At 72.7% G+C, this 26,855-nt stretch carries 28 protein-coding genes and 2 tRNA genes; 11 read left to right on the forward strand and 19 right to left on the reverse strand.

Annotation, left to right across the window (positions count from 1 at the left end; translation table 11 throughout):
- Positions 1-91: 91 nt before the first annotated feature.
- The 7 genes from ACTWQH_RS25820 to ACTWQH_RS25850 all read right to left on the reverse strand — a co-directional run bounded on the left by ACTWQH_RS25820 (position 92) and on the right by ACTWQH_RS25850 (position 3,747).
- Positions 92-1,543, reverse strand: a complete 1,452-nt coding sequence (locus tag ACTWQH_RS25820) for an MFS transporter (protein WP_443289144.1) — start codon at positions 1,541-1,543, stop codon at positions 92-94.
- A 170-nt stretch (positions 1,544-1,713) separates the two neighbouring features.
- On the reverse strand, positions 1,714-2,268 hold the full coding sequence (locus tag ACTWQH_RS25825; protein ID WP_443289179.1) for a TetR/AcrR family transcriptional regulator: 555 nt from the start codon (positions 2,266-2,268) through the stop codon (positions 1,714-1,716).
- A 115-nt stretch (positions 2,269-2,383) separates the two neighbouring features.
- Entirely contained in the window at positions 2,384-2,818 is a 435-nt protein-coding gene (locus ACTWQH_RS25830) for a MaoC family dehydratase (protein ID WP_443289145.1), read from the reverse strand.
- Positions 2,815-3,303, reverse strand: a complete 489-nt coding sequence (locus tag ACTWQH_RS25835) for an FAS1-like dehydratase domain-containing protein (RefSeq protein ID WP_443289146.1) — start codon at positions 3,301-3,303, stop codon at positions 2,815-2,817. Before ACTWQH_RS25835 ends, ACTWQH_RS25830 begins: the two co-directional genes overlap by 4 nt.
- Positions 3,304-3,321: 18 nt before the next feature.
- Positions 3,322-3,486 carry a 50S ribosomal protein L33 gene (rpmG, locus tag ACTWQH_RS25840; RefSeq protein WP_443289147.1) on the reverse strand — a complete coding sequence of 55 codons (165 nt, stop codon included), beginning with the start codon at positions 3,484-3,486 and terminating at the stop codon, positions 3,322-3,324.
- A gap of 94 nt (positions 3,487-3,580) precedes the next feature.
- Positions 3,581-3,653 (reverse strand) — tRNA-Met (locus ACTWQH_RS25845).
- Positions 3,654-3,674: 21 nt separating this feature from the next.
- Positions 3,675-3,747: transfer RNA gene (locus ACTWQH_RS25850), tRNA-Thr, on the reverse strand.
- A gap of 158 nt (positions 3,748-3,905) precedes the next feature.
- Here ACTWQH_RS25850 and ACTWQH_RS25855 point away from each other — a divergent pair.
- The 3 genes from ACTWQH_RS25855 to ACTWQH_RS25865 all read left to right on the forward strand — a co-directional run bounded on the left by ACTWQH_RS25855 (position 3,906) and on the right by ACTWQH_RS25865 (position 7,170).
- Entirely contained in the window at positions 3,906-5,174 is a 1,269-nt protein-coding gene (locus ACTWQH_RS25855) for a hydrolase (RefSeq protein WP_443289148.1), read from the forward strand.
- Positions 5,175-5,220: 46 nt separating this feature from the next.
- Positions 5,221-5,883: an NAD(P)H-binding protein gene (locus tag ACTWQH_RS25860; protein WP_443289149.1), complete on the forward strand. Its 663-nt coding sequence runs from the start codon at positions 5,221-5,223 to the stop codon at positions 5,881-5,883.
- Positions 5,884-6,048: 165 nt separating this feature from the next.
- A complete protein-coding gene (locus ACTWQH_RS25865; protein WP_443289150.1) occupies positions 6,049-7,170 on the forward strand; it encodes a sialidase family protein in 1,122 nt (373 codons plus the stop codon).
- Positions 7,171-7,229: 59 nt separating this feature from the next.
- Here ACTWQH_RS25865 and ACTWQH_RS25870 read toward each other — a convergent pair whose 3' ends face one another.
- From ACTWQH_RS25870 to ACTWQH_RS25890, 5 genes are read right to left on the reverse strand one after another with little or no spacing between them, the layout of a single operon-like run.
- Positions 7,230-8,147: a dihydrodipicolinate synthase family protein gene (locus ACTWQH_RS25870; RefSeq protein WP_443289151.1), complete on the reverse strand. Its 918-nt coding sequence runs from the start codon at positions 8,145-8,147 to the stop codon at positions 7,230-7,232.
- Positions 8,144-9,223: an oligopeptide/dipeptide ABC transporter ATP-binding protein gene (locus ACTWQH_RS25875; RefSeq protein WP_443289180.1), complete on the reverse strand. Its 1,080-nt coding sequence runs from the start codon at positions 9,221-9,223 to the stop codon at positions 8,144-8,146. Before ACTWQH_RS25875 ends, ACTWQH_RS25870 begins: the two co-directional genes overlap by 4 nt.
- 8 nt (positions 9,224-9,231) lie before the next feature.
- Positions 9,232-11,712, reverse strand: a complete 2,481-nt coding sequence (locus ACTWQH_RS25880; RefSeq protein ID WP_443289152.1) for an oligopeptide/dipeptide ABC transporter ATP-binding protein — start codon at positions 11,710-11,712, stop codon at positions 9,232-9,234.
- Positions 11,712-12,671, reverse strand: a complete 960-nt coding sequence (locus tag ACTWQH_RS25885) for an ABC transporter permease (RefSeq protein ID WP_443289153.1) — start codon at positions 12,669-12,671, stop codon at positions 11,712-11,714. The genes ACTWQH_RS25880 and ACTWQH_RS25885 overlap by 1 nt, the downstream gene beginning before the upstream one ends.
- A gap of 25 nt (positions 12,672-12,696) precedes the next feature.
- A complete protein-coding gene (locus tag ACTWQH_RS25890; protein WP_443289154.1) occupies positions 12,697-14,313 on the reverse strand; it encodes an ABC transporter substrate-binding protein in 1,617 nt (538 codons plus the stop codon).
- A gap of 279 nt (positions 14,314-14,592) precedes the next feature.
- Here ACTWQH_RS25890 and ACTWQH_RS25895 point away from each other — a divergent pair, with 279 nt between their 5' ends.
- The 5 genes from ACTWQH_RS25895 (at position 14,593) to ACTWQH_RS25915 (ending at position 18,246) form a co-directional block, all read left to right on the forward strand.
- Positions 14,593-15,294, forward strand: a complete 702-nt coding sequence (locus tag ACTWQH_RS25895; protein WP_443289155.1) for a FadR/GntR family transcriptional regulator — start codon at positions 14,593-14,595, stop codon at positions 15,292-15,294.
- 251 nt (positions 15,295-15,545) lie between these two features.
- The gene (locus ACTWQH_RS25900) at positions 15,546-16,322 is read left to right on the forward strand and encodes a calcium-binding protein (RefSeq protein WP_443289156.1); all 777 of its coding nucleotides are present in this window, start codon (positions 15,546-15,548) and stop codon (positions 16,320-16,322) included.
- 282 nt (positions 16,323-16,604) lie between these two features.
- Positions 16,605-16,838, forward strand: a complete 234-nt coding sequence (locus tag ACTWQH_RS25905) for a hypothetical protein (RefSeq protein WP_443289157.1) — start codon at positions 16,605-16,607, stop codon at positions 16,836-16,838.
- Complete coding sequence (locus ACTWQH_RS25910; RefSeq protein WP_443289158.1) at positions 16,838-17,230, forward strand: type II toxin-antitoxin system VapC family toxin; 393 nt, start codon at positions 16,838-16,840, stop codon at positions 17,228-17,230. The genes ACTWQH_RS25905 and ACTWQH_RS25910 overlap by 1 nt, the downstream gene beginning before the upstream one ends.
- Positions 17,231-17,481: 251 nt before the next feature.
- The gene (locus tag ACTWQH_RS25915; RefSeq protein ID WP_443289159.1) at positions 17,482-18,246 is read left to right on the forward strand and encodes a class I SAM-dependent DNA methyltransferase; all 765 of its coding nucleotides are present in this window, start codon (positions 17,482-17,484) and stop codon (positions 18,244-18,246) included.
- Positions 18,247-18,267: 21 nt separating this feature from the next.
- Here ACTWQH_RS25915 and ACTWQH_RS25920 read toward each other — a convergent pair whose 3' ends face one another.
- The gene (locus tag ACTWQH_RS25920; RefSeq protein WP_443289160.1) at positions 18,268-18,810 is read right to left on the reverse strand and encodes a hypothetical protein; all 543 of its coding nucleotides are present in this window, start codon (positions 18,808-18,810) and stop codon (positions 18,268-18,270) included.
- Between the two features lie 124 nt (positions 18,811-18,934).
- Positions 18,935-19,423 (reverse strand): hypothetical protein, encoded by a 489-nt coding sequence (locus tag ACTWQH_RS25925; RefSeq protein WP_443289161.1) that lies wholly within the window; start codon positions 19,421-19,423, stop codon positions 18,935-18,937.
- A gap of 222 nt (positions 19,424-19,645) precedes the next feature.
- Between ACTWQH_RS25925 and ACTWQH_RS25930 the strand changes: the two genes are divergently transcribed.
- Positions 19,646-20,947 carry a pectate lyase family protein gene (locus ACTWQH_RS25930; RefSeq protein WP_443289162.1) on the forward strand — a complete coding sequence of 434 codons (1,302 nt, stop codon included), beginning with the start codon at positions 19,646-19,648 and terminating at the stop codon, positions 20,945-20,947.
- Between the two features lie 83 nt (positions 20,948-21,030).
- Here ACTWQH_RS25930 and ACTWQH_RS25935 read toward each other — a convergent pair whose 3' ends face one another.
- A complete protein-coding gene (locus tag ACTWQH_RS25935; protein ID WP_443289163.1) occupies positions 21,031-21,567 on the reverse strand; it encodes a hemerythrin domain-containing protein in 537 nt (178 codons plus the stop codon).
- A gap of 157 nt (positions 21,568-21,724) precedes the next feature.
- Between ACTWQH_RS25935 and ACTWQH_RS25940 the strand changes: the two genes are divergently transcribed.
- Complete coding sequence (locus ACTWQH_RS25940) at positions 21,725-22,978, forward strand: PP2C family protein-serine/threonine phosphatase (RefSeq protein ID WP_443289164.1); 1,254 nt, start codon at positions 21,725-21,727, stop codon at positions 22,976-22,978.
- Between the two features lie 141 nt (positions 22,979-23,119).
- Complete coding sequence (locus tag ACTWQH_RS25945) at positions 23,120-23,395, forward strand: heavy-metal-associated domain-containing protein (RefSeq protein ID WP_443289165.1); 276 nt, start codon at positions 23,120-23,122, stop codon at positions 23,393-23,395.
- A gap of 296 nt (positions 23,396-23,691) precedes the next feature.
- On the opposite strand, the gene ACTWQH_RS25950 is transcribed toward ACTWQH_RS25945, so the two are convergent.
- The 4 genes from ACTWQH_RS25950 to ACTWQH_RS25965 all read right to left on the reverse strand — a co-directional run bounded on the left by ACTWQH_RS25950 (position 23,692) and on the right by ACTWQH_RS25965 (position 26,840).
- The gene (locus tag ACTWQH_RS25950; protein ID WP_443289166.1) at positions 23,692-24,387 is read right to left on the reverse strand and encodes a DUF305 domain-containing protein; all 696 of its coding nucleotides are present in this window, start codon (positions 24,385-24,387) and stop codon (positions 23,692-23,694) included.
- A complete protein-coding gene (locus ACTWQH_RS25955) occupies positions 24,384-25,034 on the reverse strand; it encodes a DUF3105 domain-containing protein (RefSeq protein ID WP_443289167.1) in 651 nt (216 codons plus the stop codon). Before ACTWQH_RS25955 ends, ACTWQH_RS25950 begins: the two co-directional genes overlap by 4 nt.
- Positions 25,035-25,114: 80 nt before the next feature.
- Entirely contained in the window at positions 25,115-25,438 is a 324-nt protein-coding gene (locus ACTWQH_RS25960) for a hypothetical protein (RefSeq protein WP_443289168.1), read from the reverse strand.
- Positions 25,439-25,601: 163 nt separating this feature from the next.
- Entirely contained in the window at positions 25,602-26,840 is a 1,239-nt protein-coding gene (locus tag ACTWQH_RS25965; protein WP_443289169.1) for an acyl-CoA dehydrogenase family protein, read from the reverse strand.
- Between the last annotated feature and the right edge of the window lie 15 nt (positions 26,841-26,855).

Consider the following 26,855-nt stretch of genomic DNA (forward strand, 5'->3'; position numbering starts at 1 on the left):
GGGTGGGTGGGGCCACGGCCCGCACGTCGCCGCCCCACCCGCCCGGGGTTCCGGGGGGCCAGGTCCCGGTGGGCGGATCGGCGAATCAGCCTCACGGGACCAGCACCTTGTCGCGGCTCGGACGAGGGGCGCCAGGCGTGCGGGGCCGGGCGCGGCCGCGCCGTGGCGCGACCAGCGTGGCCACCGCGGCCAGCAGCAGCGCCGCCACGCCGACCCAGAGCGCGGGCACGAGCCCGTCGCTGAACGCCTGCGGCGTCTCGTAGCCACCCTGCGCGGAGAACACGGAGGCGAGCACGGCCACGCCGAGCGCGCCGCCGACCTCGCGCAGGGCGTTGTTGACGCCGGAGGCGATGCCCTGCTCGGACTCGTGCACCGCGCCCATCACCATGGCGCCGCTGGGCGCGAAGAACATCGCCATGCCGGTGCCGCACAGCACGAAGGCGGGGATCTGGCTGGGGTAGCTGACGCCGGGGTCGTTGAGCAACGCCAGCCAGCCGAGGCCGATGGCCATCAGCACCATGCCGGTGGCGACGATCGGGCGCCCGCCGATGCGGTCGGTGAGCGCGCCCGCGAGGGGGGCGACCACCATCGGCATGGCGGTCCACGGCAGCATCCGCAGCCCGGCCTCGGTGGGGGCGTAGCCCTGGACGAGCTGCAGGAACTGGGTCAGCAGGAAGATCGAGCCGAACATGCCGGCGAACATCAGCAGGCTGGCGGCGTTGATGGCGCTGAAGGCGCGGGAGCGGAAGAAGCGCATCGGCAGCATGGGGTTGGCGGTGCGCAGCTCCCAGGCGACGAACGCCACCAGCAGCGCGCCGCCGCTCGCGAAGCCGGCGAGCACCGGGCCGGAGGTCCAGCCGTGCTCGGCGCCCCGGACGATGGAGTAGACGAGGCCGAAGAGGCCGCCGCTGGCGAGCACGGTGCCGGGGAGGTCGAGGCGGTTGTTGGGGCCCCGGCTCTCGGCGAGGCGGAGGCGGGCCAGCGGCAGCAGGGCGATGCCGAGGGGGACGTTGAGCCAGAAGATCCACTCCCAGGCGATGTGCTCGGTGATGACGCCGCCGACCAGAGGGCCGCCCGCCACGGCCAGGCCCTGCACCGCGCCCCAGATGCCGAAGGCGGTGCCGCGGCGTTCCGCGGGCACGGCGGCGGAGATGAGGGTGAGGCTGAGCGGCATGAGGATCGCGGCGCCGGCGCCCTGAGCGGCGCGGGCGGCGATGAGCTGGCCGGTGGTGTCGGCCAGGGCGGCGACGGCGGAGGCGACGGTGAAGAGGGCTATGCCGAGGATGAAGACGCGGCGGCGGCCGAAGCGGTCACCGACGGCGGCGGCGAGGAGCAGGAGGCAGGCGAACGGCAGGGTGTAGCCGTTGACCACCCATTCGAGGTCGGTGAGGCTGCCGCCGAGGTCGTCGCGGATGACGGGCAGCGCGGTGGTGACGACGAGGTTGTCCAGGGCGGCCATGAAGCTGGCGACGCCGGTGACGACGATGGTCCACACGGCGAGGGCGCGCCGGCTGGTGCTCGGTGATGGTTCCTGGTCTGGCATGGCGTTTGCCTTCATGGCCTCTGTGCCTTCATTCTCGAAACTAGTGATTGGTCAATAACTTTCGGCGACACACGAGTGCGCCGAAGCGGAGCGAAGTGAAGCGGAGGGGAACGGTGGAGAGGGGTGGAGAGGGGTGGAGAGGGGTGGCGAGGGGAGGGGAACGCGGCCGGTCAGCCGCCCTTGCCGTCGTCCATGTTGAAGATGTCGCAGGTGGTCCAGACCCGGTGGCCCTCGGGGAAGCCGAGCGCCAGGGCGGTGTTGATGAACATGCCGTTGCCGAAGAAGGACCCGACCAGCCCCTCGTCGGCGCCGAGCATCAGGCGGACGGAGTCCCACATGCCGGCCCAGGCCTCGCGGATCTCCTCCCCGAACTCCCGGTCCCCGGCCTCCTCCGCGACGTGCACCGCGACGCACATCTGCATCTGGAGCATCAGCCGGTCGCGGTCGGCTATCAGGTCCGTATACGCCCGGCACATGGCCTCGTACGCCCCCTGGGGGTCGAGCCCCTCGGCCGCGCTCTCGAAGCCCCGCCGGACCTCCTCGGTGCAGCGCCGGGCCGCCGCCAGGAAGATCGCCCGCTTGTCGGGGAAGAGCCGGAAGAGGTACGGCTGCGAGACCCCCACGCGGCGCGCGATGGCGGCGGTGGAGGTGCCGGCGTACCCGCCGCGGGCGAACTCGGTGATGGCGGCGCGCAACACGCTCTCGCGCCGCTCCTCCGCGCTCATCCGGGCGCTCTCTCGTGCCATGAGAAGAAAGTTAGTGCCCAATCACTAACTACGTCAATCCCGGATCCTGCCGATCCCGCCGGTCTCGTCGGCGTCCCCGGCCCTCTGTCACCCGTCAGGCGAGGCGTACGACCGCGCGTGCGGCGCCGAGCACCTTCTCGCCCGCGCTGCGGGCGGTGAGGTCCACCCGGACGGTGCGGGCGTCGTCGTCCAGCTTGGCGGTGACCTTGCCCGTCACCTCGATGAGCGCGCCCGCGTCGTCGTCCGGGACGACGACGGGCTTGGTGAAGCGCACCCCGTACTCGACGACCGCGCCGGGGTCGCCGGTCCAGTCCGTGACGACCCGCGCGGCCTCGGCCATGGTGAACATGCCGTGCGCGATGACGTCGGGCAGGCCGACCTCGCGGGCGAAGCGCTCGTTCCAGTGGATGGGGTTGAAGTCGCCCGAGGCCCCGGCGTAACGCACGAGGGTCGCCCGGTTCACCGGGAACGTCCGGGCCGGCAGCTCGGCGCCGGCCTCCACGTCGGCGTACGCGATGCGCGCCGTCACGCCGTCTCCTCCCCCGCGTTGCTCTCGTCGTCCTCGTCGTCCTTCGCGCGGACCACCAGCTTGGTGAGGGCGGTCACGACGTGCTCGCCGGAGGCGTCGTGCACCTCACCGCGGATGCCGAGGATCTCGTTGCCCGAGATGGACCTGATCGACTCGATCGTGGTGGTCACCAGCAGCCGGTCGCCCGCCCGCACCGGGCGGGAGTAGGCGAACTTCTGGTCTCCGTGCACCACCCGGTCGTAGTCCAGGCCCAGCTCCTCGTCGGTCAGGACGTGCCGCTGGACGGCGCCGTAGCTGACGGCGAAGACGAAGGTGGGCGGGGCGATCACGTCCGGGTGCCCGAGCTGCTTGGCCGCGTCCGGATCGGTGTAGGCGGGGTTGTCGTCGCCGATCGCCGAGGCGAACTCGCGGATCTTCTCCCGCCCCACCTCGTAGGGCTCGTCGGCCGGGTACGTGCGGCCGACGAAGGACTCATCGAGCGCCATCGGCGTTCGCCTGCCCGGTCAGCGCGTCTCGCGGTGCACCGTGTGCGCGTTGCAGCGCGGGCAGTGCTTCTTCATCTCCAGACGGTCCGGGTCGTTGCGCCGGTTCTTCTTGGTGATGTAGTTGCGCTCCTTGCAGTCCACGCAGGCCAGCGTGATCTTCGGTCGGACGTCGGTGGCAGCCACGGAGCGCTCCTCGGCGGACGGCTTATATGGACGGGGGTGGACGCAGAAAGAGTAGCCGATCGTCAGGGCGGACCCCGCAATCGGCTACTTGGCGTAGCGGCGACCGGACTCGAACCGGTGACACAACGATTATGAGCCGTTTGCTCTACCGACTGAGCTACGCCGCCATGAGGTGGTTCGCACCCCAGAGCCCCAAAACGGAATCGAACCGTTGACCTTCTCCTTACCATGGAGACGCTCTGCCGACTGAGCTATTGGGGCGAGCGCTGAAGAGATTACACGCTCGGGCGGCGAAGGAGAAATCCATAAGGGCCGCCCCAACAACGCCATACGGGACGAGGCGCGACGCGGCCGTCGCCGGCGGTACGACTATTTTCCCCTTCGCCACCAGTGCCCCACACGCCCCGTACGCTCGCCTCGTGCCTGACCGCAGCCTGGCCGCCGACGCCACCGCCCTCGTCCTCAGCGGGGCCCGGCTCGCCGACGGCCGCACCGTCGACGTCCGGATCAGCGGCGGACGCATCGAGGCCGTGGGGACGCCGGGGAGCCTGGCGGGCACGGCCGCGGGCGTCACGCCAGGCCTTACGCCAGGCGTCTCGCCAGGCGTTACGCGGCTGGACCTGAGCGGCTATCTGCTGCTGCCGGCGCCCGCCGAGCCCCACGCGCACCACGACACCGCGCTGACCGGCGGCGCCACCGGGGCGCCGGACTTCTCGCCGGGTGAGCTGCGGCGCCGCGTGACGGAGGCGGCCCTGATCCAGCTCGGGCACGGGGCCACCGCCCAGCGCACCCACGTCCGCGTCGGCGACGTCCACGGGCTGGCCGCGCTGGAGGCGGCGCTGGAGGCGGGGCGGGCGCTGGGAGGGCTGGCCGGGATCACCACCGTGGCCGTGCCCCGGCTGCTGACCGGGCGGGGCGGCGCGGACGACCGGGCACTGCTGACGGAGGCGGCGAAGATGGGCGCGGGCGCGCTGGGCGGCGCGCCCGATCTCGACCCCGACCCGGCCGGGTTCGTGGAGGTACTGCTGCGGATCGCCGACGAGCAGGGGTGTGCCCTGGACCTGCACACGGACGCGGCGGACCCGGCCCGGCTGGCGCGCCTGGCCTCGGCGGTCGCCGCCTGCCGCTCGGCGGTCACCATCGGGCCGTGCGCGGGGCTGGCGCGGCTGGCGCCTCAGGCCGCGGCCCGCGCCGCGGACCGGCTCGCCGCCGCGGGGGTCACCGTGGTGTGCCTGCCGCAGGGGCGGTGCGGGGGCGGCTCCGGTGACGGCGCGTCCGGGACCGGCTCGCTGGTGCGGCTGCTGGACGCCGCAGGGGTACGGGTGGCGGCGGGCAGCGGGGCGTTGCTGGACGCCGCCAACCCGGTGGGGCGCGGCGACCCGCTGGAGGCCGCCTACCTGCTCGCCTCGCTCGGCGGGCTCGCGCCGCACGACGCCTACCGGGCCGTCAGCGCCGGGGCCAGGGCGGCGCTCGGCCTGCCCGAGGTGCGCGTCGAGGCGGGGTTCCCGGCCGAGTTGCTGGCGGTGCGCGGGCAGGGCCTGGCGGGGGCGCTCTCGCTCGCCTACAGCCGCGTGGTGATCCACGGGGGGCGGATCGTGTCGCGGACGAGCGCGGTGCGGGAGTACGGCGGGACGCCGGCCGCCGCGTCGGCGGCGCTGCCCCGGCAGGCCACCGGCGAGTTCACCTAACGTGGATTCACCGCGACTGTCAGTGGCCGGGCGTACGGTCGGGGACATGCGCATCGTCATCGCTGGAGGACACGGAAAGATCGCCCGGCGGCTCGAGCGGCTGCTGGCGGGGCGCGGCGACCAGGTCGCCGGGCTCATTCGCAGGCCCGGGCAGGCCGGCGCCCTGCTGGGAGCGGGCGCCGAGCCGGTCGTCTGCGACCTGGAGTCGGCCGGGGCGGAGGAGGTGGCGCGGCACCTGCGGGGCGCGGACGCCGCCGTCTTCGCGGCGGGCGCGGGGCCCGGCAGCGGCGCGGCGCGCAAGGAGACCGTGGACCGGGCGGCGGCGGTGCTCTTCGCGGACGCGGCGGAGCGGGCCGGGGTGCGGCGTTTCCTCGTCGTCTCGGCCATCGGCGTGGACGGGGAGCCGCCGCCGGGCACCGATCCGGTCTTCGCCGCGTACCTGCGGGCCAAGGGTGCGGCCGACGCGGAGCTGCGCGGCCGGTCCGGTCTGGACCTGACGGTCCTTCGGCCGGGGCGGCTGACGGACGAGCCGGGCACGGGGCGGGTGCGGCTGGGCCCGGTCGAGACGATCGGGCGGGGGGCGGTCTCGCGGGACGACGTGGCGGCGGTGCTGCTGGCGCTGCTGGACGAGCCGCGCACGGCGGGCCTGACGCTGGAGCTGGTGGGCGGCGAGACGCCGATCCCGGAGGCGGTGGCCGCCGTGGTCTGAGCCGGGAGGTGACCGTCTTGTGGGCCCTCGGGCGGGGCCCTATCGTCCGTCCAGACATCCCACCTCCTACGTCCGGACGCAACGCCTCCGTTCCAACGCCTGTCGTCAACGCCTGTCGTCAACGCCTTGTCATCAAGGCCTCGTTCGCGCCAAGGGAGCCGCGTCATGTCTTCGCCGTCGTCACCGACCTCCGCGCCGTCGTTCTCCGTGCCCTATGTCTCGGGCGAGGGCGGGTACGACACCTTCCGGATCCCCGCCGCCGTCACCACGCCCGAGGGCACGCTGCTGGCCTTCGCCGAGGCCCGGGTGGGCGGCTCGGCCGACACGGGAGACATCGACGTGGTGGTGCGGCGCTCCACCGACGGCGGGCTGAGCTGGGGCCCGATCACCCTGGTCGCCTCGGGCCGCGGCGACACCCGGGGGAACCCGGCGCCCGTCGTCGACCCGGCCACCGGCCGCCTGGTGCTGGTCACCTGCTTCAACGGCGGCACGGCGGAGGAGGGCGAGATCATGCGCGGCGAGGTGCCCCCCGAGCAGTCCCGGCGCGTCTTCGTGCAGACCAGCGAGGACAGCGGGCTGAGCTTCTCCCCGCCGCGCGAGATCACCGAGGCGGTGAAGCCGGCCGGCTGGCGCTGGTACGCCACGGGCCCGGGCCACGCGGTGGCGCTGACGCGCGGGCCGCACGCCGGGCGGCTGGTGGTGCCCGCCAACCACTCGACGCGGCCGGAGGAGGGCTCGGCCGACACGGGAGAGGAGGACAGGTACTACGGCGGGCACGCGCTGCTGAGCGACGACGGCGGGGCGAACTGGCGGACCGGCTTCGTCGACGGCGACTACGACGGGGAGGTCAACGCCAACGAGTCGATAGCGGCCGAACTGCCCGACGGGCGGCTCTACTTCACCTGCCGCGACCAGAACGGCACGGCCCCCGGCGGGCGCATGGACGCCTACTCCAGCGACGGCGGCGAGACGCTGGACGCGCCGTACGCGCCGCAGCCGACGCTCGCGGACGTGCCGGTGGTGCAGGGGAGCGTGCTGGCGGTCGGCGACGCGGTGTTCTTCTCGGGCCCGTCGAACCCCGAGGCGCGCGAGGCCATGGCGGTGTGGCGCAGTGACGACGGGGGCCGCACCTACCGGAAGGTGGCGACGCTGTCCGGGCGGCCGGCGGCGTACTCGGACCTGGTGCTGGTGGACGAGGAGACCGTGGGCGTGCTGTACGAGACGGGCGAGGCCGGGCCGTACGAGTCGATCGAGCTGCGGCGCCTGCCGCTGCGGGAGCTGGGCTGAGAGGGGAGAGGTGGGAAGGGGAGGGGGATGCTGATGGCTTGGAGCAGCCCGGACACCGCCTAGAGCAGCCCGGCGGTGGCGAGGTGCTTGGCGACCTCTTCGACGTCGGCGTCGGTCAGGGGGCGCTGGGGCTCGGCGGTGGTGGCGTGGGCGATGACGCCGCGCAGCCGCAGCGCGGCCTTGAACGCGCCGATGGCGGAGGGCCGTCCGCGCACCATCGCGAAGAGCGCCAGCAGCCGCTCCTGCTCGGCGCGCGCCCGCTCCCAGTCGCCGGCGGCGCAGAGCCGCACCAGCCGGACGAAGCCGTGCGGGTCGACGTTGCCCAGGCCCGGCACGACGCCGTCGGCGCCCATCAGCAGGGCGGTGTCGACGGTGTTCTCCGAGCCGGTGAACACGGCGAAGTCGCGGTCGCGGATGCCGTGGTGCGCGCGGGCGGCGGTGATGACCCGGCGCAGGCCGATCTGGTCGGGGCTGGAGTCCTTCAGCCCCGCCAGCACGCCGTCGGCGGCCAGCCGCAGCACGAGCTCCGGCGCGAGCTTGGTGTGCACGGCGCTCGGCAGGTCGTACGCGAGCAGCGGCGCGCCGGTGCGTTCGGCGAGCAGCCGGAAGTGGCGTTCGGTCTCGGCCGGGCCGGTGGGGGCGTAGAAGGGCGCGGTGGCGACGATGGCGTCAGCGCCCGCCGCCAGAGCCTCGCGGGCGTGGTCCAGCACCCGGGGCGTGGTCATGTCGATGGCGCCGGCCAGCAGCGGCAGCGCGCCGCCGAGGTGTCCGGCGACGGTCTCCACCACCGTGCGGCGCTGCCGGTCGGTGAGGAAGGCGGCCTCGGAGGTCGAACCGAGCACGAACAGGCCGTCCACCTCGGCGTCCCTCAGGTGGTCCACGAGCCGGATGAGGGAGCGGTCATCCACCTCGCCGTCGGGGTTCAGGGGCGTGCAGACGGGCGGGATGACGCCGCCGAGGCGGGCGGGCAGGGTCATGGATGCTCCGGTGGTGCTGATGGTGCTGGTGTCGTGCGGGTCGCTTCGAGAACGAGGGTGCGGGTGGGTTCGTCACCGGCCACCGGGTGGTGGCAGCGGAATCGGTGCGCGCCGCCCTCGGCGTCGCCGTTCGCGGTGACGTCCGGCATGGTGGCGGCGCACTCGGCGTCCGCCCGCCAGCAGCGGGTGCGGAACGGGCAGCCGGAGGGCGGGCGCGTCGCGGAGGGCACGGGCCCGGAGAGCGGGATCGGGTCGATCGGGTCCAGCAGGCCCGGCGTCGCGGAGAACAGCGCGCGGGTGTACGGGTGCCGGGCACGGTCGGTCACCTCGGCGGCGGGCGCCTCCTCCACGATCCGCCCGAGGTACATGGTGATGACCCGGTCGCTCATCCGGCGCACGGTCTGGATGTCGTGGGAGATGAAGACCATGGCGAGGCCGAGGCGTTCCCGCAGGTCGAGCAGGAGGTTGAGGATCTGCGCGCGGACGGAGACGTCGAGCGCGCTGGTCGGCTCGTCGGCGATCACCAGCTCCGGCTCCAACGCCAGCGCGCGGGCGATGGCCACACGCTGCCGCTGCCCGCCCGAGAGCTGCCCGGGCAGCGCGTCCGCGAGCTGGGCGGGCAGCCCCACCAGCGACATCAGCTCCCGCACCCGCTCCTCGCGCTGCGCCGGGGTGCCGTGGCGGTGCACGTCGAGCGGGTCGCGCAGCACGCGGCGTACGGGCATACGCCGGTTGAGGGCGGTGGCCGGGTCCTGGAACACCATGCCCAGGTGGCGGCCGATGACGGCGCGGCGCTCGGCGGACGGCATGCCCCACAGGTCGCGGCCGCGGTAGGCGATGGTGCCGCTGGTCGGCTTCTCCACGCCGACCAGCACGCGGGCGAGGGTGGACTTGCCGCAGCCGGACTCGCCCACGACGCCGACCGTCTCGCCGGGGGCGATGGCCAGGTCGGCGCCGGTGAGGGCGTAGACCCGGTCGGGGCGGAAGAGGTGTCCGCTGCGGGCGGCGTAGACGACGTGCGCGTCCTCGACGGTCAGCAGGGCGGCGTTCCTCGTCTCCCCGGTCTCTCGGGTCACCGTTTTGGTCACCGTGCGGCCTCCCTCTCCGGGGTGAGGACGGGGTGGTGGCAGGCGACCGAGTGGTTGCCGCCCGGCGCGGGGACGGTGGGCACCTCGGTCGCGCAGACCTCGCTCGCCATCGGGCAGCGGTCGGCGAACCGGCAGCCGGGCGGGAAGTCGGCGGGCGAGGGCACCACGCCGCGGATCTGCGTCATGCGAGGGGCGGCCGACTCCAGGGAGAGCACCGAGCCGAGCAGCCCGCGCGTGTAGTGGTGGGCCGGGGCGGCCACCAGCTCGTGGGTGATGCCGGTCTCGGCGATCTGCCCGCCGTACATCACCGCCACCCGGTCGGTGACGTCGGCGACCAGCGCCAGGTCGTGCGAGACGAGGACGAGGGCGAAGCCCAGCTCGGCGCGCAGCCGCAGCAGCAGCTCGATGATCTGCGCCTGGACGGTGACGTCGAGCGCGGTCGTCGGCTCGTCGGCCACGATGAGGCGCGGGCTGCGCGAGAGCGCCATCGCGATCAGCACGCGCTGGCGCTGGCCGCCGGAGAGCTCGTGCGGGTAGCTGCGCAGGGTGCGGCCGGGGTCGAGTCCGACGAGTCCGAGCAGCTCCTCGGGGGTGCGCTTGCCGCCGCGCCGCACCAGCTGCTTGAGCTGGGCGCGGATGGTCATGGCGGGATTGAGGGAGGAGAGGGCGTCCTGGTAGACCATCGCCATCTCGTGGCCGAGCAGGCGGCGGCGGGAGCGGGCGGGCATGCCGAGCAGCTCGCGGCCGTCGAAGGTGATGCTGCCGTGGACGCGGGCGTCGCGCGGCTGGAGCCCCATCACGGTGAGGGCGGTCAGGGACTTGCCGCAGCCGGACTCGCCGACCAGGCCGAGCACCTCGCCGGGGCGTACGTCGAAGCTGATGCCGTCGACGACGTCGATGCCGCCGTGGTGACGGTCGAAGCCGATGCGGAGGTCGCGCACGGACAGCACGGGGGCGCCCGTCACGGGCGGGCGCGCCCGCTCGCGCAGCCGCGCGCCGGCCTCGGAGAGGCCGGGCGGGAGCGAGAGGGGTTCTCCCCCGCCCCGCCCCTTCCTCAGTTCAGGGGGCTCCGCCCCCTGGACCCCCGAGAGCTGCGCGGGAATGCGCACGGAGGCGCCCGCCGCCCCGCCGCCCTTGGCAGCGGGCCACGCGACCGGCGATGCGGCCGCCGGCTCGGTCGGAGCGGCGTCGGGGAGATCCGCGCCGTCAGCGCCGTCAGCGCCGTCAGCCGACGTCGGCCTCCGGTCGGTACCGAGGCCGCGCTCCGGCGACGCGGGCGGCGCCAGCTCGGCGCCGTCCGCCTCGGCGTCGGCGTCGGCGTCGGCATTCGCTTCGGGTTCGGCATCGGCTACGGATCCGGCCGCGCCAGGCACGCCCTCGCCGTCGTCCTGGGGCGGACGCCCGGCGCCACCGCGCGTCTGCGGCGACGCCTCGGCTCCGGCTGCGCCGGGCGACAGTGATGGCTCGCCATCGCCGCTGGCCGGGTCCGGGCCCGGGACCTCGACCGACGGCGCTCCCCCGGCGGCAGCCGTGACCTCCGGCGCGGCGTCCGCCGTCCCGACGCCGCCGGTCAGCGGGCGGGCCGCCGGCGCGGCCCAGGCGTCGGAGATGCCCTCGGAGAGGATGTTGAGGGACAGCACGGTGACGAGCATCAGCAGGCCGGGGAAGACCGTGGCCCACCAGCCGCCGAGCAGCACCATGTTCTTGCCGTCGGCGATGACGCTGCCCCAGGACGGGTCCGGCGGGCGCACGCCCGCGCCGATGAAGGACAGGGACGCCTCGAAGACGATGGCCTCGGCCACCTGCACCGTGCAGAAGACCAGCACCGGCGCCGCGCAGTTCACCGCCACGTGCCGGATCAGGATGAACGGCGTTCGCGCGCCGATGATCCGCTCCGCCGTGACGTAGTCCTCGCCGTACTGGGCCATGACGTTGGCGCGCACCACGCGCGCGATCGGCGGCGTGTAGAGGAAGGCGATGGCGCAGATCAGCACCGGGATGCCGCCGCCGAAGACCGAGACGAGGACGGCGGCCAGCGCGATGCCGGGGAACGCCATCACCACGTCCAGGCAGCGCATCACGGCCTCGTCCACCGCCTTACGGGAGGTCGCCGCGATGGACCCCAGGATCGCGCCCGCCACCAGGCCGAGCAGCGTCGCGCCGAGGCCGATGACCAGCGAGAGCCGCGCCCCGTACATCAGCCGGCTGAGGATGTCCCGCCCCTGGCTGTCCTGCCCCATCCAGTGGTCCGCCGACGGCCCCTGCGGGTCGGCCGACAGCGCCAGCGGGTCGTGCGGCGTCAGCACCGGGGCGAACACCGCCGTCAGCACCACCACCAGGAGCACGCCCAGCGCGGCCCGGGACATCACCGGCAGCCGCCGCAGCCCCCGGCGTACGCCACCCAGCCCGCCCATCCGGTACGCGCCGGGCCGCGACAGGCGTTCCGCGAGGCGTTTGCGCGTCAGCAGCGATGCCATCAGTCAGCGCTCCTCAGCCGGGGGTTGACCAGCAGGTAGAGGATGTCGATCACGAAGTTGACCACCGCGAAGATCACCGCGGTCGTCAGCACCACGCCCTGCACGACGGCCGGGTCGCCGTTGCGCACGGCGTCGATCATCAGCTTGCCCATGCCGGGCAGGCCGAAGATCGTCTCGATGACGACCGCGCCGCCCATCAGGTACCCGACGCGGAGCCCGAGCACCGTGAGCGGGTTGATCAGGGCGTTGCGCAGCACGTTGCGGCCGACCACGACGACCGGCGGCAGGCCGCTGCCGATGGCGGTGCGCACGTAGTCCTTGTCCAGCTCCTCCACCACCGCCGTGCGCACGATGCGCGTGAGCGCGGCGGCCACCGGCAGCGACAGCGCCACGGCCGGCATGGTCATGGTCTCCAGCCAGCCGGTGAGGGAGTCGCCGGGGTTGGTGTAGCCGCTGGTCGGGAACCACCCCAGCTCCACCGCCAGGTACTGGATCATCAGCAGCGCGATCCAGAAGCTCGGCGCGGCCACGCCCGTGAGCGAGACGACGCGGATGAGCTGGTCGGGCAGCCGGTCGCGGTAGATCGCGGCGGTGACGCCCAGCAGCAGCGCCAGCACCACGCCGAGGCCGAGCCCCAGGAAGGTGAGCTGCATGGTCAGCGGCAGCGCCGTCGTGACCTGGTCGACGACCGGCTCCTGGCCCAGCACGCTGGTGCCCATGTCGCCGCGCAGCAGGTCGCCGACGAACGCCACGTACCGCACCGGGAGCGGATCGAGCAGGCCGTTCTCCTCCCGGAACTGGTGGAGCTGCTCCTGCGTCGGGTTGCCTCCCATGAAGTACGCGGCGGCGGGGTCGGTGTCGGAGAACTCCATGACGAGGAAGACGAACAGGGCGATGCCCAGCGTCAGCGGGATGAGCGTCGCGACGCGACGCAGCAGCATGCGTGCGATGACAGCCATGGTTGGTCGGCCTGCGGCTGCGGCGTCAGGCCGGCTTCGCCTGGAGGAGGTTGATGCCGGGGTAGGGCTGCGGCTCGACCCCCGTGATGCGCTCGGGGTCCCAGGCGGTCAGCAGCTCGTTGTGCACGACCGGGTAGAGCACCGCCTGCTCGGCGATGACGTCCAGGTACTCGTGGGTGAGCCGCAGCTTGCGCTCGGGATCCTGCTCCCGCGTGGCCTGGTCCATCAGGTCGAACAGCGCCTTCGCGTCGTTGGTGCCGTCCCACCGGGTGTAGCCCATCCACCCGCCGCCGGCGGTGTAGTTGTAACGCATGATCAGGTCGGCGTCGAGGCCGAACTGGTTGGGGTTGGAGGCGGCGGCCACGACCTGGTAGTCCTGGTTCTGATCCATCTTCGTGAAGAGCGCCGATGTGTCCTGCGGCTCCAGCGTGGTATTGACGCCGATCGCGTCCCAGGACTCCTTGATGGTGGGCAGGCAGTCCACGATCCAGCTCACGTTGACGGCCATCAGGTTGATCCGCAGGCCGGTGACCCCCGCCTCGTCGAGGAGTTGCTGGGCGCGGTCGGGATCGTACGTGTATACGGTGACGGCGCGCTGGTGTGCTGCGTTGCCCTCATTCAGGAACGAGGTCGGCGCCTTGCCGTAGCCGCGCAGCCCGACCTCGATCATCTGCTCGGTGTTGATGGCGTAGAACAGCGCCTGCCGCACCCGCACGTCGTCGAAGGGCGGGTTGCCGGTGTTGAACATCAGGAACATGTGGTTCATGCCCGCGCCGCCCTCGACCGTGAGGCCGTCGTTGCGGAGCTGGTCGACGTTGGCGTACGGGATGTTGTCGGCGATCTGCGCGTCCGCGCTGCCCCCGGATATCGCCGCCACGCGCGGCGCTCCATCCACGATCGTCAGCCAGTTCATCTTGGGGAACGCCGCCTTGCGCGGGCCGTTGTAGTCCTTGAAGGCCTCGAACTCGCTGTTCGTCGTCGGCTGGTGGGCGGTGAGGCGGTAGGGTCCCGAGCCGGTGACCAGCCGGCCGCCGTCGAGCTCGTCCCAGGCGCCGTCCGCGCTGTAGACGTGCTTCGGCAGGATCTTGGCGATGGTCAGCCGGGGCGCGGCGTCCGGGAAGGGGAAGCGCAGGTCCAGCTCGACGCTGCGCTCGCCGGTCTTGCGGACGCCGTCCAGCCAGGTGACGAAGAAGGAGCGGGCCAGGGTGACCGTCTCCTCCCCCAGGATGCGGTCGAAGGTGAAGACGACGTCGTCGGCCGTGACCGGCTGCCCGTCGTGCCACACCGCGCCCTCGCGCAGGGTGAACGCCCAGGTGGTGGCGTTCAGGTCCTCCGGTATCGCCGTGGCCAGCGCCGCGTATGGCTCGCGGGTGATGGGATCGGTATCCAGCAGGCCCTCGTAGATGTGGTTGTTGGCCGCCATCGAGAACGCCGACGCGGTCATCGTCGGGTCCCAGCTCTGATCGTTGCCGTAGCCGATGACGGCGGTGAGCGTCTGGACCCCGTCCTCGTCGTCGCTGCTGGTGGTGGACTCCGGCCCCGAACACGCGCCGAGGCCGGCGCCGATCGCGCCCGCCGCGCCCAGCGCGCCCGAGAGCCTGAGGAACGCCCTGCGGTTGAATCCGTTGACAACGTCGCTCACGATGCCGCTCCAGACAGGTGGTGCCGCGCCGCACCCCGTCGCCCCCGTGCCGCAGGGAGACCGGCCACGTCGCTGGTCGTGGGAGGTCCTACGTTCTACGTCCGAGTGATGCACCGACGGTAAGAGGGACCTGATGAGTGGTCAAGACCTCTTGCCACCACTCGCCGCCTCTTGCCGCCTCTTGCCCGAGCGGGACATCCCATGTCCTATGTCCGGGAGACCAAGGTGAACTTAAGGTCAAGAGACGGTGTCGGGGGGAGAGGAAAGGTAGGGACGGCCATGGCCCGGCGCGTGATGTCCGACGAGGTGCAGGAGCGGATCAAGCAGCTGATACTGCTCCGCCGCCTCGCCCCCGGGGACGCGCTTCCCACGGAGAGCGAGCTGATGCGGCACTTCGGCGTCAGCCGCAACTCGGTGCGCGAGGCGCTCAAGGCCCTCCAGGCGGTGAACATCGTGGACATCCGCCACGGCTTCGGCACCTTCGTCGGGTCGCTGAGCCTGGACTCCTTCGTCGAGGGCGTCGTCTTCCGCGCCGCCGTGCGCCACCGCCACGGGGAGCCGAGCCTGTACGAGCTGCTGGAGGTCCGCGAGGCGCTGGAGTCCGGCCTCATCGGCAGCGTCTCCGGAAGGGTGCCCGAGGCGGACCTGGCGGCGTTGCGCGAGCTGGTGGAGACGATGAAGCGGGAGGCGGCGACCGAGGGCCGCGTCACGGCGGCGACCGACCGGGCGTTCCACATCGCGCTCTACCGCTCCCTCGGCAACCACCTGCTGAGCGAGGTGCTGGACGCCTTCTGGGCCGCGCTGCACCGGGTGCGGGAGGAGCTGCGGGAGGTGCACCAGGATCCGCACGTCACGCACGCCCGCCACCAGGACATCCTCACAGCCCTGGAGGCGGGCGACGGCCCGGCGGCGGCGGACGCGATGCGGCACCACTTCGCGGGGATACGCCACCTGCTGACGCCGGGCGCGGCGGGCGGCTGACCGTCCCGGCCGCGCCGGTTCGGCGCCGGTCGGGCGCCGGCCAGGCGCCGAGGAGCCGGCGCAGCGCGCGGCGGCGCGGCCGGGGGGCGGACCTGGTAGACCGCGTTCGAGGTGTTGCGTCGAAGCGGCCTGTGGGGATCTGGCGCGAACGAGCCACTTGCGCCACTGTGTTGTCCCAGCCATGACAGCCCACTCATGGCACTCCATGAACTCCATGAACTCCTTGACACCTTGAGGTGAGGACGCACCCCATGCCCACGTCACGGACCACCATCACCGCGAGCACCGCCGTCACGGCCGGCGCCCTGGCGCTGCTGGCCTCCGGTCTCGCCGCCACCCCCGCCAACGCCCAGACCATGGCCATGGTCAGCGCCGACTGGGAGAACCAGTCGATCATGTATATGGCCGGAGAGGGTCAGGTCAACGACCTCTACATCACCGCCATGGCCGTCGGCGAGGACGTCCGGGAGATCGGCTTCAACGACGAGGCCGCGATACAGCCCGGCGACCACTGCAGATATCTCGACCCGGAGGACGACACCTTCGTCGTCTGCGAACTGCCCACCGACAGCACCCTCCCCGACGACATCCACGCCTTCCTCGCCGACGGCGACGACAGCATCTTCACCAGCGACCCCGGCGTCGCGGCCGTCCACGGCGGCCCCGGCAACGACGAACTCCACGCCCACACCGCGGACATGGTGATGGGCGAGGACGGCGACGACATGATCATGGGCGACGCCGTCCTGGACGGCGGCGACGGCATGGACCACCTGATGGGCGACGCCTCCGCCGAGGAGCTCTACGGCGGCCGCGGCGACGACATGATCGAGGCGTACGACGGCGCCGACACCATCTACGCCAACTCCGGCGACGACGAGGTGCGGGCCGGCCGCGGCGCCGACCTCGTCTCGGGCGGCCCCGACGACGACACCCTCTACGGCAACAGCGGCAACGACATCATCCTCGGCGGCCCGGGCACGGACGCCCTCTCGGGCGGGCCGGGCGAGGACGAGGTCACGCAGTAGGCCGTACGGAACAGGCAGGCCCGGAGCGAGGGGCGCGGCGCCGAGCCGTGCCCCTCGTGGTTCACCGCGCGAGACGTGCCTACGGCAGGGCTGCCAGGGCGGCGTCTAGGGGCAGACTCCCAGATACTCGTGTTCCCTGCAGCCGCGCATGCACGGCACGTCACCGGAGGCTGGTCTGCCGCCTGGGAGGACAGCGAGAGGCTGCCACCGCGCCCCCCATTCCACTCGCCCCTCGGCGGCGCACCCTTTGCCGCGTAAGACGTTTTGTCTTACATTGGTCGTATGGCTGACACAATCACCATCCGCAGCGATGCCGAAACCGAGCACGCTCTCGACGTCCTCACCCATGATGGCAGCTCGCGATCGGCCGCCATCCGCCAGGCTGTGCTGGAAACCGCCATGCGCAGGGAACGCGCGGTCGCCATGCGACGTGCGGCTCTGCGCATGCCGCTGGGCGAACCCGACGGCATTGATGTCGCCGCAGAGATCTCCCGAGAGCGCGGGGAAGAGCGCTGATGATCTATCTCGACTCCGCCGCAGTCGTCAAACTCGTCCACGCCGAAGCCGAGTCGCAGGCGCTGAGGGACTGGCTGGACGAGCGAGCGGAGACGGGCTGGACCAGTTCGGTCCTAGTGGAGATCGAGTCATTCCGGGCCTTGGCGCGTCACGCCCCACACTCCGTTACACGACTCCCCTCGATCCTGGACTTGATCGACATGGTGGAAATGGCCCCGGCCATCCGCATCCTGGCCCAAACCGTGCGGCCGACGACTGTTCGAAGTCTGGACGCCATCCACCTGGGCACAGCCCTGTCCATCCGTCCGCAACTCACCTCGTTCATTACCTACGACAAGCGGCTGGCCGACGCCGCACGTGCCGCAGGGCTGCCCGTCGACACTCCGTCGTGAAAGCCATGCGCACGGATATCAACCGACGCCATGGCGTTTGCTTGCCGACGGCGACGACATCATCCTCGGCGGCCCGGGCACGGACGCCCTCTCGGGCGGGCCCGGCGAGGACGAGGTGACGCAGTAGCCACACCGGCCCGGAACGAGGGGCGCGGCCTGTCCGCCGACTCGACGAGTGGTGTTTGAGGGACACGACGACGCCCGGCGAAATCCGGGAGCGTCGCGGTGGCGGCGCGGGGTACGGTCGGCCGGTGGTCAACGTGGACAGCGATGATGTGAACGACGGCTTCTTCGGCGAGAGCATCGCGGCGACCTACGACGAGTCGTCGGGCGGGGCGTTCGACCCGGCGGCCATCGACGCGGCCGTCGGGGTGCTCGCGGAGCTGGCCGGTGAGGGCACAGCGCTGGAGCTGGGGATCGGGACGGGGCGCATCGCGCTGCCGCTGGCGGCGCGCGGCGTGGGCGTCCACGGGATCGACCTGTCGCGGGCGATGGTGGCGCGGCTGCGGGACAAGCCCGGTGGGGACGCGATCCCGGTCGTGATCGGGGACTTCGCCACGACGCGGGTGGAGGGGGCGGGCACCTTCTCGCTGGCGTATCTGGTCTTCAACACGATCAACAACCTCACGACGCAGGAGGCGCAGGTGGCCTGCTTCCGCAATGTGGCGGACCACCTCGCGCCCGGCGGCGTCTTCGTGATCGAGGTCGGCGTTCCCGAGCTGCGCAGGCTGCCGCCGGGGCACAGCGTCGTGCCGTTCCGCGTGAGCGACACGGGCTGGGCGTACGACGTGTACGACACCGCCACGCAGGCGATGAGCTCGAACTACGTCGACGTCACCGCCGATGGCCGGGGCTCCTTCCGGTCGATCCCCTTCCGGTACGTGTGGCCGTCCGAGCTGGATCTGATGGCGCGGATCGCCGGGCTGCGGCTGCGCGACCGCTGGGCGGACTGGAGCCGCGAGCCGTTCACCAGCGAAAGCGGGAAGCACGTGTCGGTGTGGGAGAAGCCCGCGTGAAGGCGGTCGGTCGGTCCGACATCAGCCGAACTCGGTGTAGGTGACCGCCCCCGAGTCGACCAGGTTGCGCGCGTGGCAGGCGGGGCACCGCACCAGGGTGGCGTCGCGGAAGCGGATGCCGTCGATCCACTCGTGGCCGCAGCGTCCGCAGCCCACCTGGACCAGGTAGTTGTCGACCCAGCCGTGGGCGGCGGCGGCGATGCCCTCGCCGCCGCCGATCAGGCCCCTGAGCTGGCCGCGGCACTCGGCGGTCGCGGTGTCCGTCTGCCAGGGGCGCAGGTTTTCGAGGAACAGGCCGTTGATGTCGGCGCCCCAGTTCCCGTCCGGGGTCTCGACGACGATGTAGTACTGCTCCTTCTCCACGGTCTCGTGCCGCAGGAAGTCCTTGGCCTGCTCAGCGTCGTCGCCGGCGAGCGTCTGGTAGATCCCGCTGTCGGTCTGCTTGATCTCCACCAACCGCAGGCCGGCCTCGGCCAGCCGCCGCTGCCAGCGCTCGATCGGCTCGTCGCGGGCGAGCGGGATCCTCGACAGCCGCCCGTTCCCCCGACCACCGAACATCGCCATGGCCCGTCTCCCTCGCTCGGCCCCGCGCTCCCGCGCCCGCTGCCGCCAGCGTGGCACGGAATCGCGGGGAGCCCTCCCCGGCTCGCCCCTCGCCCCTCGCCCCTGACGCCTCGGCCCTCACACCTCACGCCTCGCAGGTGATGCGCGGGTTGTCGGCGGCGAAGAGGTCTTCGGGGCTCTTCTCCCAGAGCCACACGTGCAGCGTGTAGTGGTACACGGCCTTCGACAGCTCGAAGGGGACGCCGAAGAGGGTGGCCGGGGTCCTGGAGACGTACTCGATCCCGTGGAGCTCCAGGCTGCCGTCGGCCCGGGGGGCGTAGACGAGGGCGTTGGGCCGGGCGATGTCGAGCTCGTCCGGGCCCTCGGCGACCGTGCGGAGGTAGTGGATCCCCTTGCCGGCTACGCAGTCGGAGGTCCGGACGTAGCCGTCGGCCTCCGCCGCGGCCACGTCGCGGTAGGCGGCGGTGGCCCCCTTGAGAGAGCCGAAGTGCGTCCAGATCTCCTCCGTGCCGGCGTCGGTAGCCGGGTGGGCCAGTGCACCGGACGACGGGTTCAGGGCCAGCGTGACGATGAGGCCGAGGGCCACGAGGGAGGCGAGGGCATTCCTGTTCATGACGACTGACAACTCCCGTGGGTCTCGTGAGCGCGCCACGGAGGCGGCGCGCTGGCTCGAGCGTCGCCGGGCACCGGCCCGGCCGCCACCGCTGGCGGGTGAACGGGTGGCGGCGGCGGCGCCCCGGCGGTGGCGCCCGCCCGGCGGCAACCTTCCCGTGCCCGGATGCGACAACAGGTCGGGAGAGGCGAGGGACTCTGTCGTCGGAAGGGAGTGACGGGCGTGTCACGCGGGTGGAGCAACGCCGGAAACGCCTTGGGGGTGGTCGCGGCCGTCGCCGTGTCGGGCGCGCTGCTGCCGATCACGGCGGCGGAGGGCTCGCCGGCCCCGGGCGGCAACGGCACGGCCCAGGCTCCGGTGGCGTTCCCCGGGGCCGAGGGGTTCGGGGCGCAGGCCACCGGCGGCCGGGGCGGGGAGATATACCACGTCACCAATCTCGACGACTCCGGCCCGGGCTCCTTCCGGGACGCGGTGAGCGAGGGCCCGCGCATCGTCGTCTTCGACGTCGGCGGCTATATCGAACTCGCTGAGCCGCTGCACGTCGCCAGCGACATCACCATCGCCGGACAGACCGCACCGGGCGAGGGCGTGGCCACCCGGGGATATCAGGTCTCCTTCTCGGACTCGTCCAACGTCATCGTCCGCTACATGCGGTTCCGCCACGGCCTGACGCCCGACCAGAACCGCGACGCCGTGACGATGGACGGCGCCAGCAACATCGTCTTCGACCACGTGTCGGCGTCCTGGGGCCGCGACGAGAACTTCTCGATCAACAACAGCACGAACGTCACCGTGCAGCACTCGATCATCTCCGAGGGCCTGGACCCGCACTCCTGCGGCGGCCTGGTGCAGAGCGACGGCGTGACGCTGAGCCACAACCTGTATATCCACAACAAGACTCGCAACCCCAAGTCCAAGGGCCGTCTGCAGTTCGTCAACAGCGTGATCTACAACTGGGGTTCGGACGGCTACATCCTCGGCGACTCGGCGGGCATATCCAACGCCAACGCGGAGGGGAACTACTTCATCGCAGGGCCCTCGACCACCGGCGACCCGTTCACCCGCGCCAACGCGAACTACCAGATCTACGCCGCGGGGAACTACTTCGACGGCGACGTGAACGGGCAGGTCGACGGCCGGGAGACGACCGACGAGGACCTCGGGCCGGCCACCATCATGGACGAGCCCTTCGACTTCCCGCCGGTGACCGTCCAGACCGCCCAGGAGGCGTACGACACGGTGGTGGCGGGCGCGGGCGCCTCGCTCTCGCGCGACGCCATCGACACCCGCCTGGTGAACGACGTGATCAACCAGACCGGCGCCATCATCACCGACCCGGAGAGCATCGGCGGCTTCGGCAGCCTGGAGGGCGGCACCCCGCCGGCCGACGCGGACGGCGACGGCATGCCGGACGACTGGGAGACCGCCGAGGGCCTCAACCCCGACGACGCCGCCGACGCCGCCGACACGGACGCCAGCGGGTACAGCAACATCGAGCGCTACGTCAACGGCCTCGTGGCCTGAGATCTGAGACCTGCGACATGGCACGTGGGACTCGGAGGGCGTCTTCGTCAACGCCTACCTCGACCGCGTGCTCGGGCCGCCCGTCAGTCGCGCGTGAGCGGGCCGGGCCGGGCCCGGCCGTGACGGGCCGGGACGCCGAGCAGGCTCGCGGCGGTGCCCGCCTCGGGCGGGAGGGCGTCGAGGGCCGCGACGATCCGGCGTTCCTCGAAGGCGAAGTGCGACTCCAGGATGGCGGCCAGCCCGTCCAGCTCCCCCCGCACCCGCGCGGCCTCGGCGGCGTCCGGCTCCTCCGCGACGCCGTCCAGCAGCCGCTCCAGCCGGTCCTGGATCACGCTGATCAGCTCGTGGTCCTCCACCAGCTTGTCGAGGGTGGGGCGCAACTCGGGGAACTCCCTGGCCAGCGCGGGGAACGCTCCGCCGTCCTCGCCCGTGTGGTGCGCGGTCAGCGCCGAGCAGAACGCCAGGCAGTGTGCCTTGAGCCGCCGCGGCCGGCCAGCCCCGAGGTCCTCGCGCAGCCGGGCCAGTTCGCCGCGCAGCCCCTCGTGGATGTCGATCAGCTCCTCCCCCAACGCCACGAGCCGCTCGCGCGGCCGCGCCCGGGGATCACCGGCGTTGTCCATGGCGACCGAGCCTACGCGGCGCGGGGACCTGCGCGGCGCGGGGACCTGCGCGCCGCCGGGACCGCCGCGCTCCTGACCTGCTTCTTGTGATGGGTGTGCCTACTGTGGGAGTGGCGAGCATCCTCGACGCGGCGTCGCGGGCGGGTGGGTGGCGATCATGAAGACTTCCCGGACTTCCGAGATCTCCGGGATCCCCGGGATCGACTTCGAGGCGGTCTTCCGCGCCGTGCCGGGCGGGCTGGCGCTGTTCACCACGGAGCTGGTGTACGTCGACGCCAACGACGCGTATCTCGAGCTGGTGGGGCGTACCCGCGACCAGCTGATCGGACGCTACGTGTTCGACGCCTTCCCCGAGAACCCCGACGACCCCGCCGCGAGCGCCAGGGGCGACGTGTACCGCTCGCTGCGGCGGGTGGCCACCACGGGGGAGCGCGACGCCACGGCGTTGCTGCGCTACGACCTGGAGCATCCCGACCGGCCGGGCGAGTGGGAGGAGCGGTACTGGAGCCTGGTCAACATGCCCGTCTTCGGGCCGGACGGGCAGGTGGCGCTGGTGCTGCACCGGGCGGAGGAGGTCACGGAGCTGATCCGGGCCCACGGCCGGCGCTACGGTGACCGGGCCACGGTGCTGGAGGCCGAGCTGTACGGCCGCGCCCGGGAGCTGCAGGAGGTCAACGAGCGGCTGCGGCGCGCCCACACCCGCGAACGGGAGGTCGCGCTCACCCTGCAGGAGTCGATGCTGCCCGCCCTCAGGCCGGTGGGCCGCCACCGCGTGGCGGTGCGCTACCGCCCGGCGGTCGGGGCGTTGAACGTGTGCGGCGACTGGTACGACATGATCGAGCTGCCCGGCGACCGCGTGGCGGTGGCCGTCGGGGACGTCGTCGGCCACGGCCTGGCCGCCGCCGGGGTCATGGGCCAGCTCCGCAGCGCGCTGAGCGCCGCCGCCCGCGTCGCCGACGGCCCGGCGCGGGCGCTCGACGTGCTCGGCCTGTACGCCCGCTCGGTCGAGGGCGCGGAGTCGGCCACGGCGGTGAAGGTCTTCATCGACTGGGACGCCCGGCGGCTCAGCTACAGCAGCGCCGGCCACCTGCCCCCCGCCCTGCAGCGCCCGGACGGCGCGGTGGTCTTCCTCGACCAGGCCACGGACCCGCCGCTGGGCGCCCGCCCCGAGCACGTGCCCCGGCCCGAGGCCGGGACCGTGTTCGCCGAGGGCGCGACCCTCGTGCTCTACACCGACGGGCTGATCGAACGCCGCCGCGAGGACATCGACGCGGGCCTGGCCCGGCTCGCCGACTCCCTCGCCCGCCACCTGGGCGCGGATCCCGAGACCCTCGCCGACGCCCTGCTGGCCGACCTGATCCCGCAGGGCGGGGCCACCGACGACATCGCCCTGGTCATCCTGCGCCTGTAGACCGAGCCCGCCGGGCAGTGGAGAACCGCGCTCGGAGAATCGCTGCTTGACTTATACCCCCTAGGGGTATTTAGTTTTGGGGTCAGCTGCGCCTCGGCGCACCGCCACGCCGCCCGCCTCGCCAGAAACGGAGACACCACCATGAGCACCTCCACCTCCACCTCCCTCTCCACTTACACCGTCACCGGCATGACCTGCGGCCACTGCGTCAGCTCGGTCACCGAGGAGGTCGGCAAGCTCCCCGGCGTCGCGAACGTCCAGGTCGACCTCGCCAGCGGCCTGGTGACCGTCGCGAGCCAGGCCCCGCTGGAGCGGTCCGCGGTGGCCGCGGCCGTCACCGAGGCGGGGTACGAGCTGGCCGCGGCCGAGGAGCCCGAGCCCCCGGCGGCGAGCTGCTGCGGCGGCGGCTGCCACTGACCGAAGCGGACACCGCCGAGCCGCCCGTGACCTGGCGGTCGCGGAGGCGGCCTGAGCGGTCGACCCGGCCGCGCCGTCGGGCAGCTCGCAGTCCCGGCGCGGGTCCGCACCCCGCTGGCGTGGGCAGTCTCGGCCAAGGGCGGAGGGCGGAGGCGGGCACACCAGCGGGCGGCACAGGGCACGGCCCGCACAGACCGGCGGCGCCGCGACGCCGAGGGCGCCGCGCATGGCCGGCGGGTCCGACGCCGAGGGCATCGGACCCGCCAAGCCGCCGCGTTCCGCGCGCCTCGCGCGCATCAGTGCCGGTGCTCGTTCTCCTGCGACGGCCCGCCGCCGGAGGCGCCCGCGCCGCGCTCGTCGAGCAGGTCGGCCATGAGCTGGATCTCGGACTCCTGGCCCTCGACCATGCCCTCCGCGAGCCGGACGACGACGGAGTCCTCCGCCGACGCGACGGCGCCCTCGGCCATGTCCACGCCGGCGCGGTGGTGCTCGGTCATCAGCCGCAGGTAGAGCACCTCGGCCTCCCGGCCCTCCGCCTCGCGCAGCTCCTCGATCTGGGCGTCCGTGGCCATGCCCGGCATGAGAGCCCCGTCGTGCGGCTCGAAGCCCATGTCCGCCATGTCGTGGTCCATCCACGTCATGGGCGGCTCCGAGGAGGACAGCGGCATCTCCCAGGAGGTCAGCAGCCCGAGCAGCATGCCGCGCTGGTTCGCCTGGGTGTTGATGATGTCGTACGCCAGGTTGCGCACCTCGCGGTCGTCGGTGCGGTCGCGGACGATGAAGGACATCTCCACCGCCTGCTGGTGGTGGACGGCCATGTCCCGGGAGAAGCCGACGTCCGCCGAGTCGGCGGCGGGCACCGCCGGCTCACCGCCGTCACCCCCGTCGTCGTCGCCGTCCGCCAGGGCGCGCGTCCCCAGCAGCGCGAGCGCGACCAGCCCGAGGGCGGCCGCGGCCGCCCACCACCCCCGGGCCAGCCGCGCGCCGGTCACTGCGGCACCGTGCAGGCCGCGCCCACCTCGGGGGTCTGCTCGCCCTGCACGTAGGTCTTGAAGAACTCCTTGACCCGCGGGTCCGAGGCGCTGTCAACGCCGAGCTGGTGGCCCCAGGCGGTCAGCGTGATCGGCGAGGTCTGGTCCTGGTAGGGGCTCATCATCGAGTACGGGGTCGAGGAGACCCGGTCGGTCAGCTCCTGGACGTCCTTGTCGCCGACCTGGTCGGTGTAGGTGACCCACACCGCGCCGTGCTCCAGAGAGTGCACGGCCTCCTCCTCGACGAGCTCCTCGTCGTGGACCGTCCCGTCGCAGTCGGCCCAGATCTGGTGGTGGTCGCCCCCGACGGGCGGGCTCTGCGGGTATTCCACGTCCCCGCTCACGTGAGTCCGGCCCAGGTCCTCCCAGACCTTCTCGCCGCGTATGTCGCCGGCCTGGGCCTGCTCCCCGCCGCCCCCGCCGCCGGAGTCGTCGTCGTTGGAGCCCGCGGTCAGGGCCACGGCCCCGACGATCACCGCCACGACGAGCACGGTGACGCTGACGACGCTGATGATCTGTATTCGGCGCTTGCGCGCCAGCTCGGCGCGCCGCATCTCCGCGACGCGCGCTCGGCGGGCCTCGTCCTTGGCCTTCGCTCGAGAACTCATGGCCTCTCCTTCGCTTCCCTGGTCTTCTTCGCCTGCATCGCTTGCTTCGCTCGCTTGACTCGCTTCGCTTTCCGGGGCCCCTACACCCGCAGGCGTTGCAGCTCGTGAAGATCCGGCGCGCCGGGGGGCTCGCCGGTGAGGCGGGAGGTGTCGGCGGGCTGTGCCGCCCACCAGGCGGGGGCGTGCGGCTGCCCGCAGCCCGGCGCGTGGCGGTGCTCCTTGTGGGGCGAGGTGTCGCGCACGGCCTCGTTCTTCGGAACGGTGCAGTGCTGGCGTCCGTCCTGGACACAGTGGTCACAGGGCGCGGCCGTGTGTGGCGTTTCCGCTGCCACGGCGCGCCCGCCGAGCGTCAGCGCCAGGATGGCGAGCGCCACGACGAACAGGCGCGCAGGGCTCAGCGCCATCGGCTCGGCCCGCCGAGCGCCAACGCGGTGTTCATTTCACCCCAACAAACCTGAGTGTCACGGGTAACTCTGATGAACCTACCAAACGCCCGCGCCGCGTCCCAGAGCCTCTTTCGCCGCCGGTCGCCGGCCGCCGGCCGCGGCCGCCGGGATCGGGGCTTTATCACGGAATGTGGCGGCCGGCGATGGCGCGGGCGATGACCAGGCGCTGGATCTCGCTGGTGCCCTCGAAGATCGTGTAGATCTTGGCGTCCCGGTACATGCGCTCCACCGGGTGCTCCCGGCTGTAGCCCGCCCCGCCCAGGATCTGGACGGCCTTCTCCGTGGCGCTCACCGCGAGTTCGCCCGCGCGGAGCTTGGCCATGGAGCCCTCGCCCGCCGTGAAGGGACGCTCGTTGCGGCCCATCCAGGCCGCGCGCCAGATCAGCAGCCGCACCGCGTCGATCTCGGTGCGCATGTCGGCCAGGGCGAACGCCACCGCCTGGTTGTCGATGATCGGGCGGCCGAACGCCACGCGCTGCCCCGCGTAGTCGAGCGCGTACTCGTAGGCGGCGCGCGCGATGCCCAGGGCCTGGGCGCCGACGGTGGGGCGGGAGACCTCGAACGTCGCCATCGCCGCCTGCCCCCTGGTCCGCGCGCCCACGGCGGCCTTCGCCCGGGCCATCTCGCGAGCCGTGGCCAGCCGGGCGTCGAGCTTCTCCCTGCCGCCGAGGAGGCAGTGGCCGGGCACCCGCACGTCGTCGAGGAAGACGTCGGCGGTGTGCGAGGCGCGCAGCCCGAGCTTCTTGATCTTGCGGTTGCCGGCCAGGCCCGGGGTGCCGGGCGGGACCACGAACGCCGCCTGGCCGCGGGCGCCGAGCTCGGGGTCGACGGAGGCGACGACGACGTGGACGTTCGCGATGCCGCCGTTGGTGATCCACGCCTTCTGGCCGCGCAGCACCCACTCGTCGCGGGCCTCGTCGTACCGGGCGCGGGTGCGCAGCGCGGAGACGTCGGAGCCGGCCTCGGGCTCGGAGACGCAGAACGCCGCCACCTTCGGGTCGCCGGCGTCCCCGAAGCACTGCGGCACCCACTCCGCGAGCTGGTCGGGCGTGCCGGCGGCGAAGATCCCGGCGACGGCGAGCGAGGTGCCGAACAGGGCCATGCCGATGCCGGCGTCGCCCCAGAACAGCTCCTCGTTGGCGATCTGGAGCGACAGCCCGGTGGGGTCGCCGAACATCTCGGCCAGCGACTCGAAGCCGTACAGGCCGATCTTGGCCGCCTCCCGGATGACGGGCCAGGGGGTCTCCTCGCGCTCGTCCCACTCGGCGGCGGCCGGGCGTACGACGTCGGCGGCGAAGCCGTGCACCCAGTCCCGCAGGTCGCGCTGTTCCTCGGTCAGGTCGAGGGAGAAACCGGTCATGTCGTTGCCCTCCTC

Source organism: Streptomyces sp. 6N223, from assembly GCF_052246635.1.
In the GTDB taxonomy this organism is placed as follows: Bacteria; Actinomycetota; Actinomycetes; order Streptomycetales; family Streptomycetaceae; genus Streptomyces.

What these genes read in the sequence shown, in the direction of transcription:
- ACTWQH_RS25860 (WP_443289149.1), top strand. Translation starts at nt 5,221, where the DNA reads ATGCGCATCGTCATCGCTGGAGGACACGGAAAGATCGCCCGGCGGCTC.
- ACTWQH_RS25825 (WP_443289179.1), bottom strand. Translation starts at nt 2,268, where the DNA reads ATGAGCGCGGAGGAGCGGCGCGAGAGCGTGTTGCGCGCCGCCATCACC.
- ACTWQH_RS25900 (WP_443289156.1), top strand. Translation starts at nt 15,546, where the DNA reads ATGCCCACGTCACGGACCACCATCACCGCGAGCACCGCCGTCACGGCC.
- ACTWQH_RS25910 (WP_443289158.1), top strand. Translation starts at nt 16,838, where the DNA reads ATGATCTATCTCGACTCCGCCGCAGTCGTCAAACTCGTCCACGCCGAA.
- ACTWQH_RS25820 (WP_443289144.1), bottom strand. Translation starts at nt 1,543, where the DNA reads ATGCCAGACCAGGAACCATCACCGAGCACCAGCCGGCGCGCCCTCGCC.
- ACTWQH_RS25940 (WP_443289164.1), top strand. Translation starts at nt 21,725, where the DNA reads ATGAAGACTTCCCGGACTTCCGAGATCTCCGGGATCCCCGGGATCGAC.
- ACTWQH_RS25905 (WP_443289157.1), top strand. Translation starts at nt 16,605, where the DNA reads ATGGCTGACACAATCACCATCCGCAGCGATGCCGAAACCGAGCACGCT.
- ACTWQH_RS25895 (WP_443289155.1), top strand. Translation starts at nt 14,593, where the DNA reads ATGGCCCGGCGCGTGATGTCCGACGAGGTGCAGGAGCGGATCAAGCAG.
- ACTWQH_RS25960 (WP_443289168.1), bottom strand. Translation starts at nt 25,438, where the DNA reads ATGGCGCTGAGCCCTGCGCGCCTGTTCGTCGTGGCGCTCGCCATCCTG.
- ACTWQH_RS25835 (WP_443289146.1), bottom strand. Translation starts at nt 3,303, where the DNA reads ATGGCGCTCGATGAGTCCTTCGTCGGCCGCACGTACCCGGCCGACGAG.
- ACTWQH_RS25935 (WP_443289163.1), bottom strand. Translation starts at nt 21,567, where the DNA reads ATGGACAACGCCGGTGATCCCCGGGCGCGGCCGCGCGAGCGGCTCGTG.
- ACTWQH_RS25865 (WP_443289150.1), top strand. Translation starts at nt 6,049, where the DNA reads ATGTCTTCGCCGTCGTCACCGACCTCCGCGCCGTCGTTCTCCGTGCCC.
- ACTWQH_RS25870 (WP_443289151.1), bottom strand. Translation starts at nt 8,147, where the DNA reads ATGACCCTGCCCGCCCGCCTCGGCGGCGTCATCCCGCCCGTCTGCACG.
- ACTWQH_RS25880 (WP_443289152.1), bottom strand. Translation starts at nt 11,712, where the DNA reads ATGGCATCGCTGCTGACGCGCAAACGCCTCGCGGAACGCCTGTCGCGG.
- ACTWQH_RS25965 (WP_443289169.1), bottom strand. Translation starts at nt 26,840, where the DNA reads ATGACCGGTTTCTCCCTCGACCTGACCGAGGAACAGCGCGACCTGCGG.
- ACTWQH_RS25955 (WP_443289167.1), bottom strand. Translation starts at nt 25,034, where the DNA reads ATGAGTTCTCGAGCGAAGGCCAAGGACGAGGCCCGCCGAGCGCGCGTC.
- ACTWQH_RS25945 (WP_443289165.1), top strand. Translation starts at nt 23,120, where the DNA reads ATGAGCACCTCCACCTCCACCTCCCTCTCCACTTACACCGTCACCGGC.
- ACTWQH_RS25885 (WP_443289153.1), bottom strand. Translation starts at nt 12,671, where the DNA reads ATGGCTGTCATCGCACGCATGCTGCTGCGTCGCGTCGCGACGCTCATC.
- ACTWQH_RS25925 (WP_443289161.1), bottom strand. Translation starts at nt 19,423, where the DNA reads ATGAACAGGAATGCCCTCGCCTCCCTCGTGGCCCTCGGCCTCATCGTC.
- ACTWQH_RS25920 (WP_443289160.1), bottom strand. Translation starts at nt 18,810, where the DNA reads ATGGCGATGTTCGGTGGTCGGGGGAACGGGCGGCTGTCGAGGATCCCG.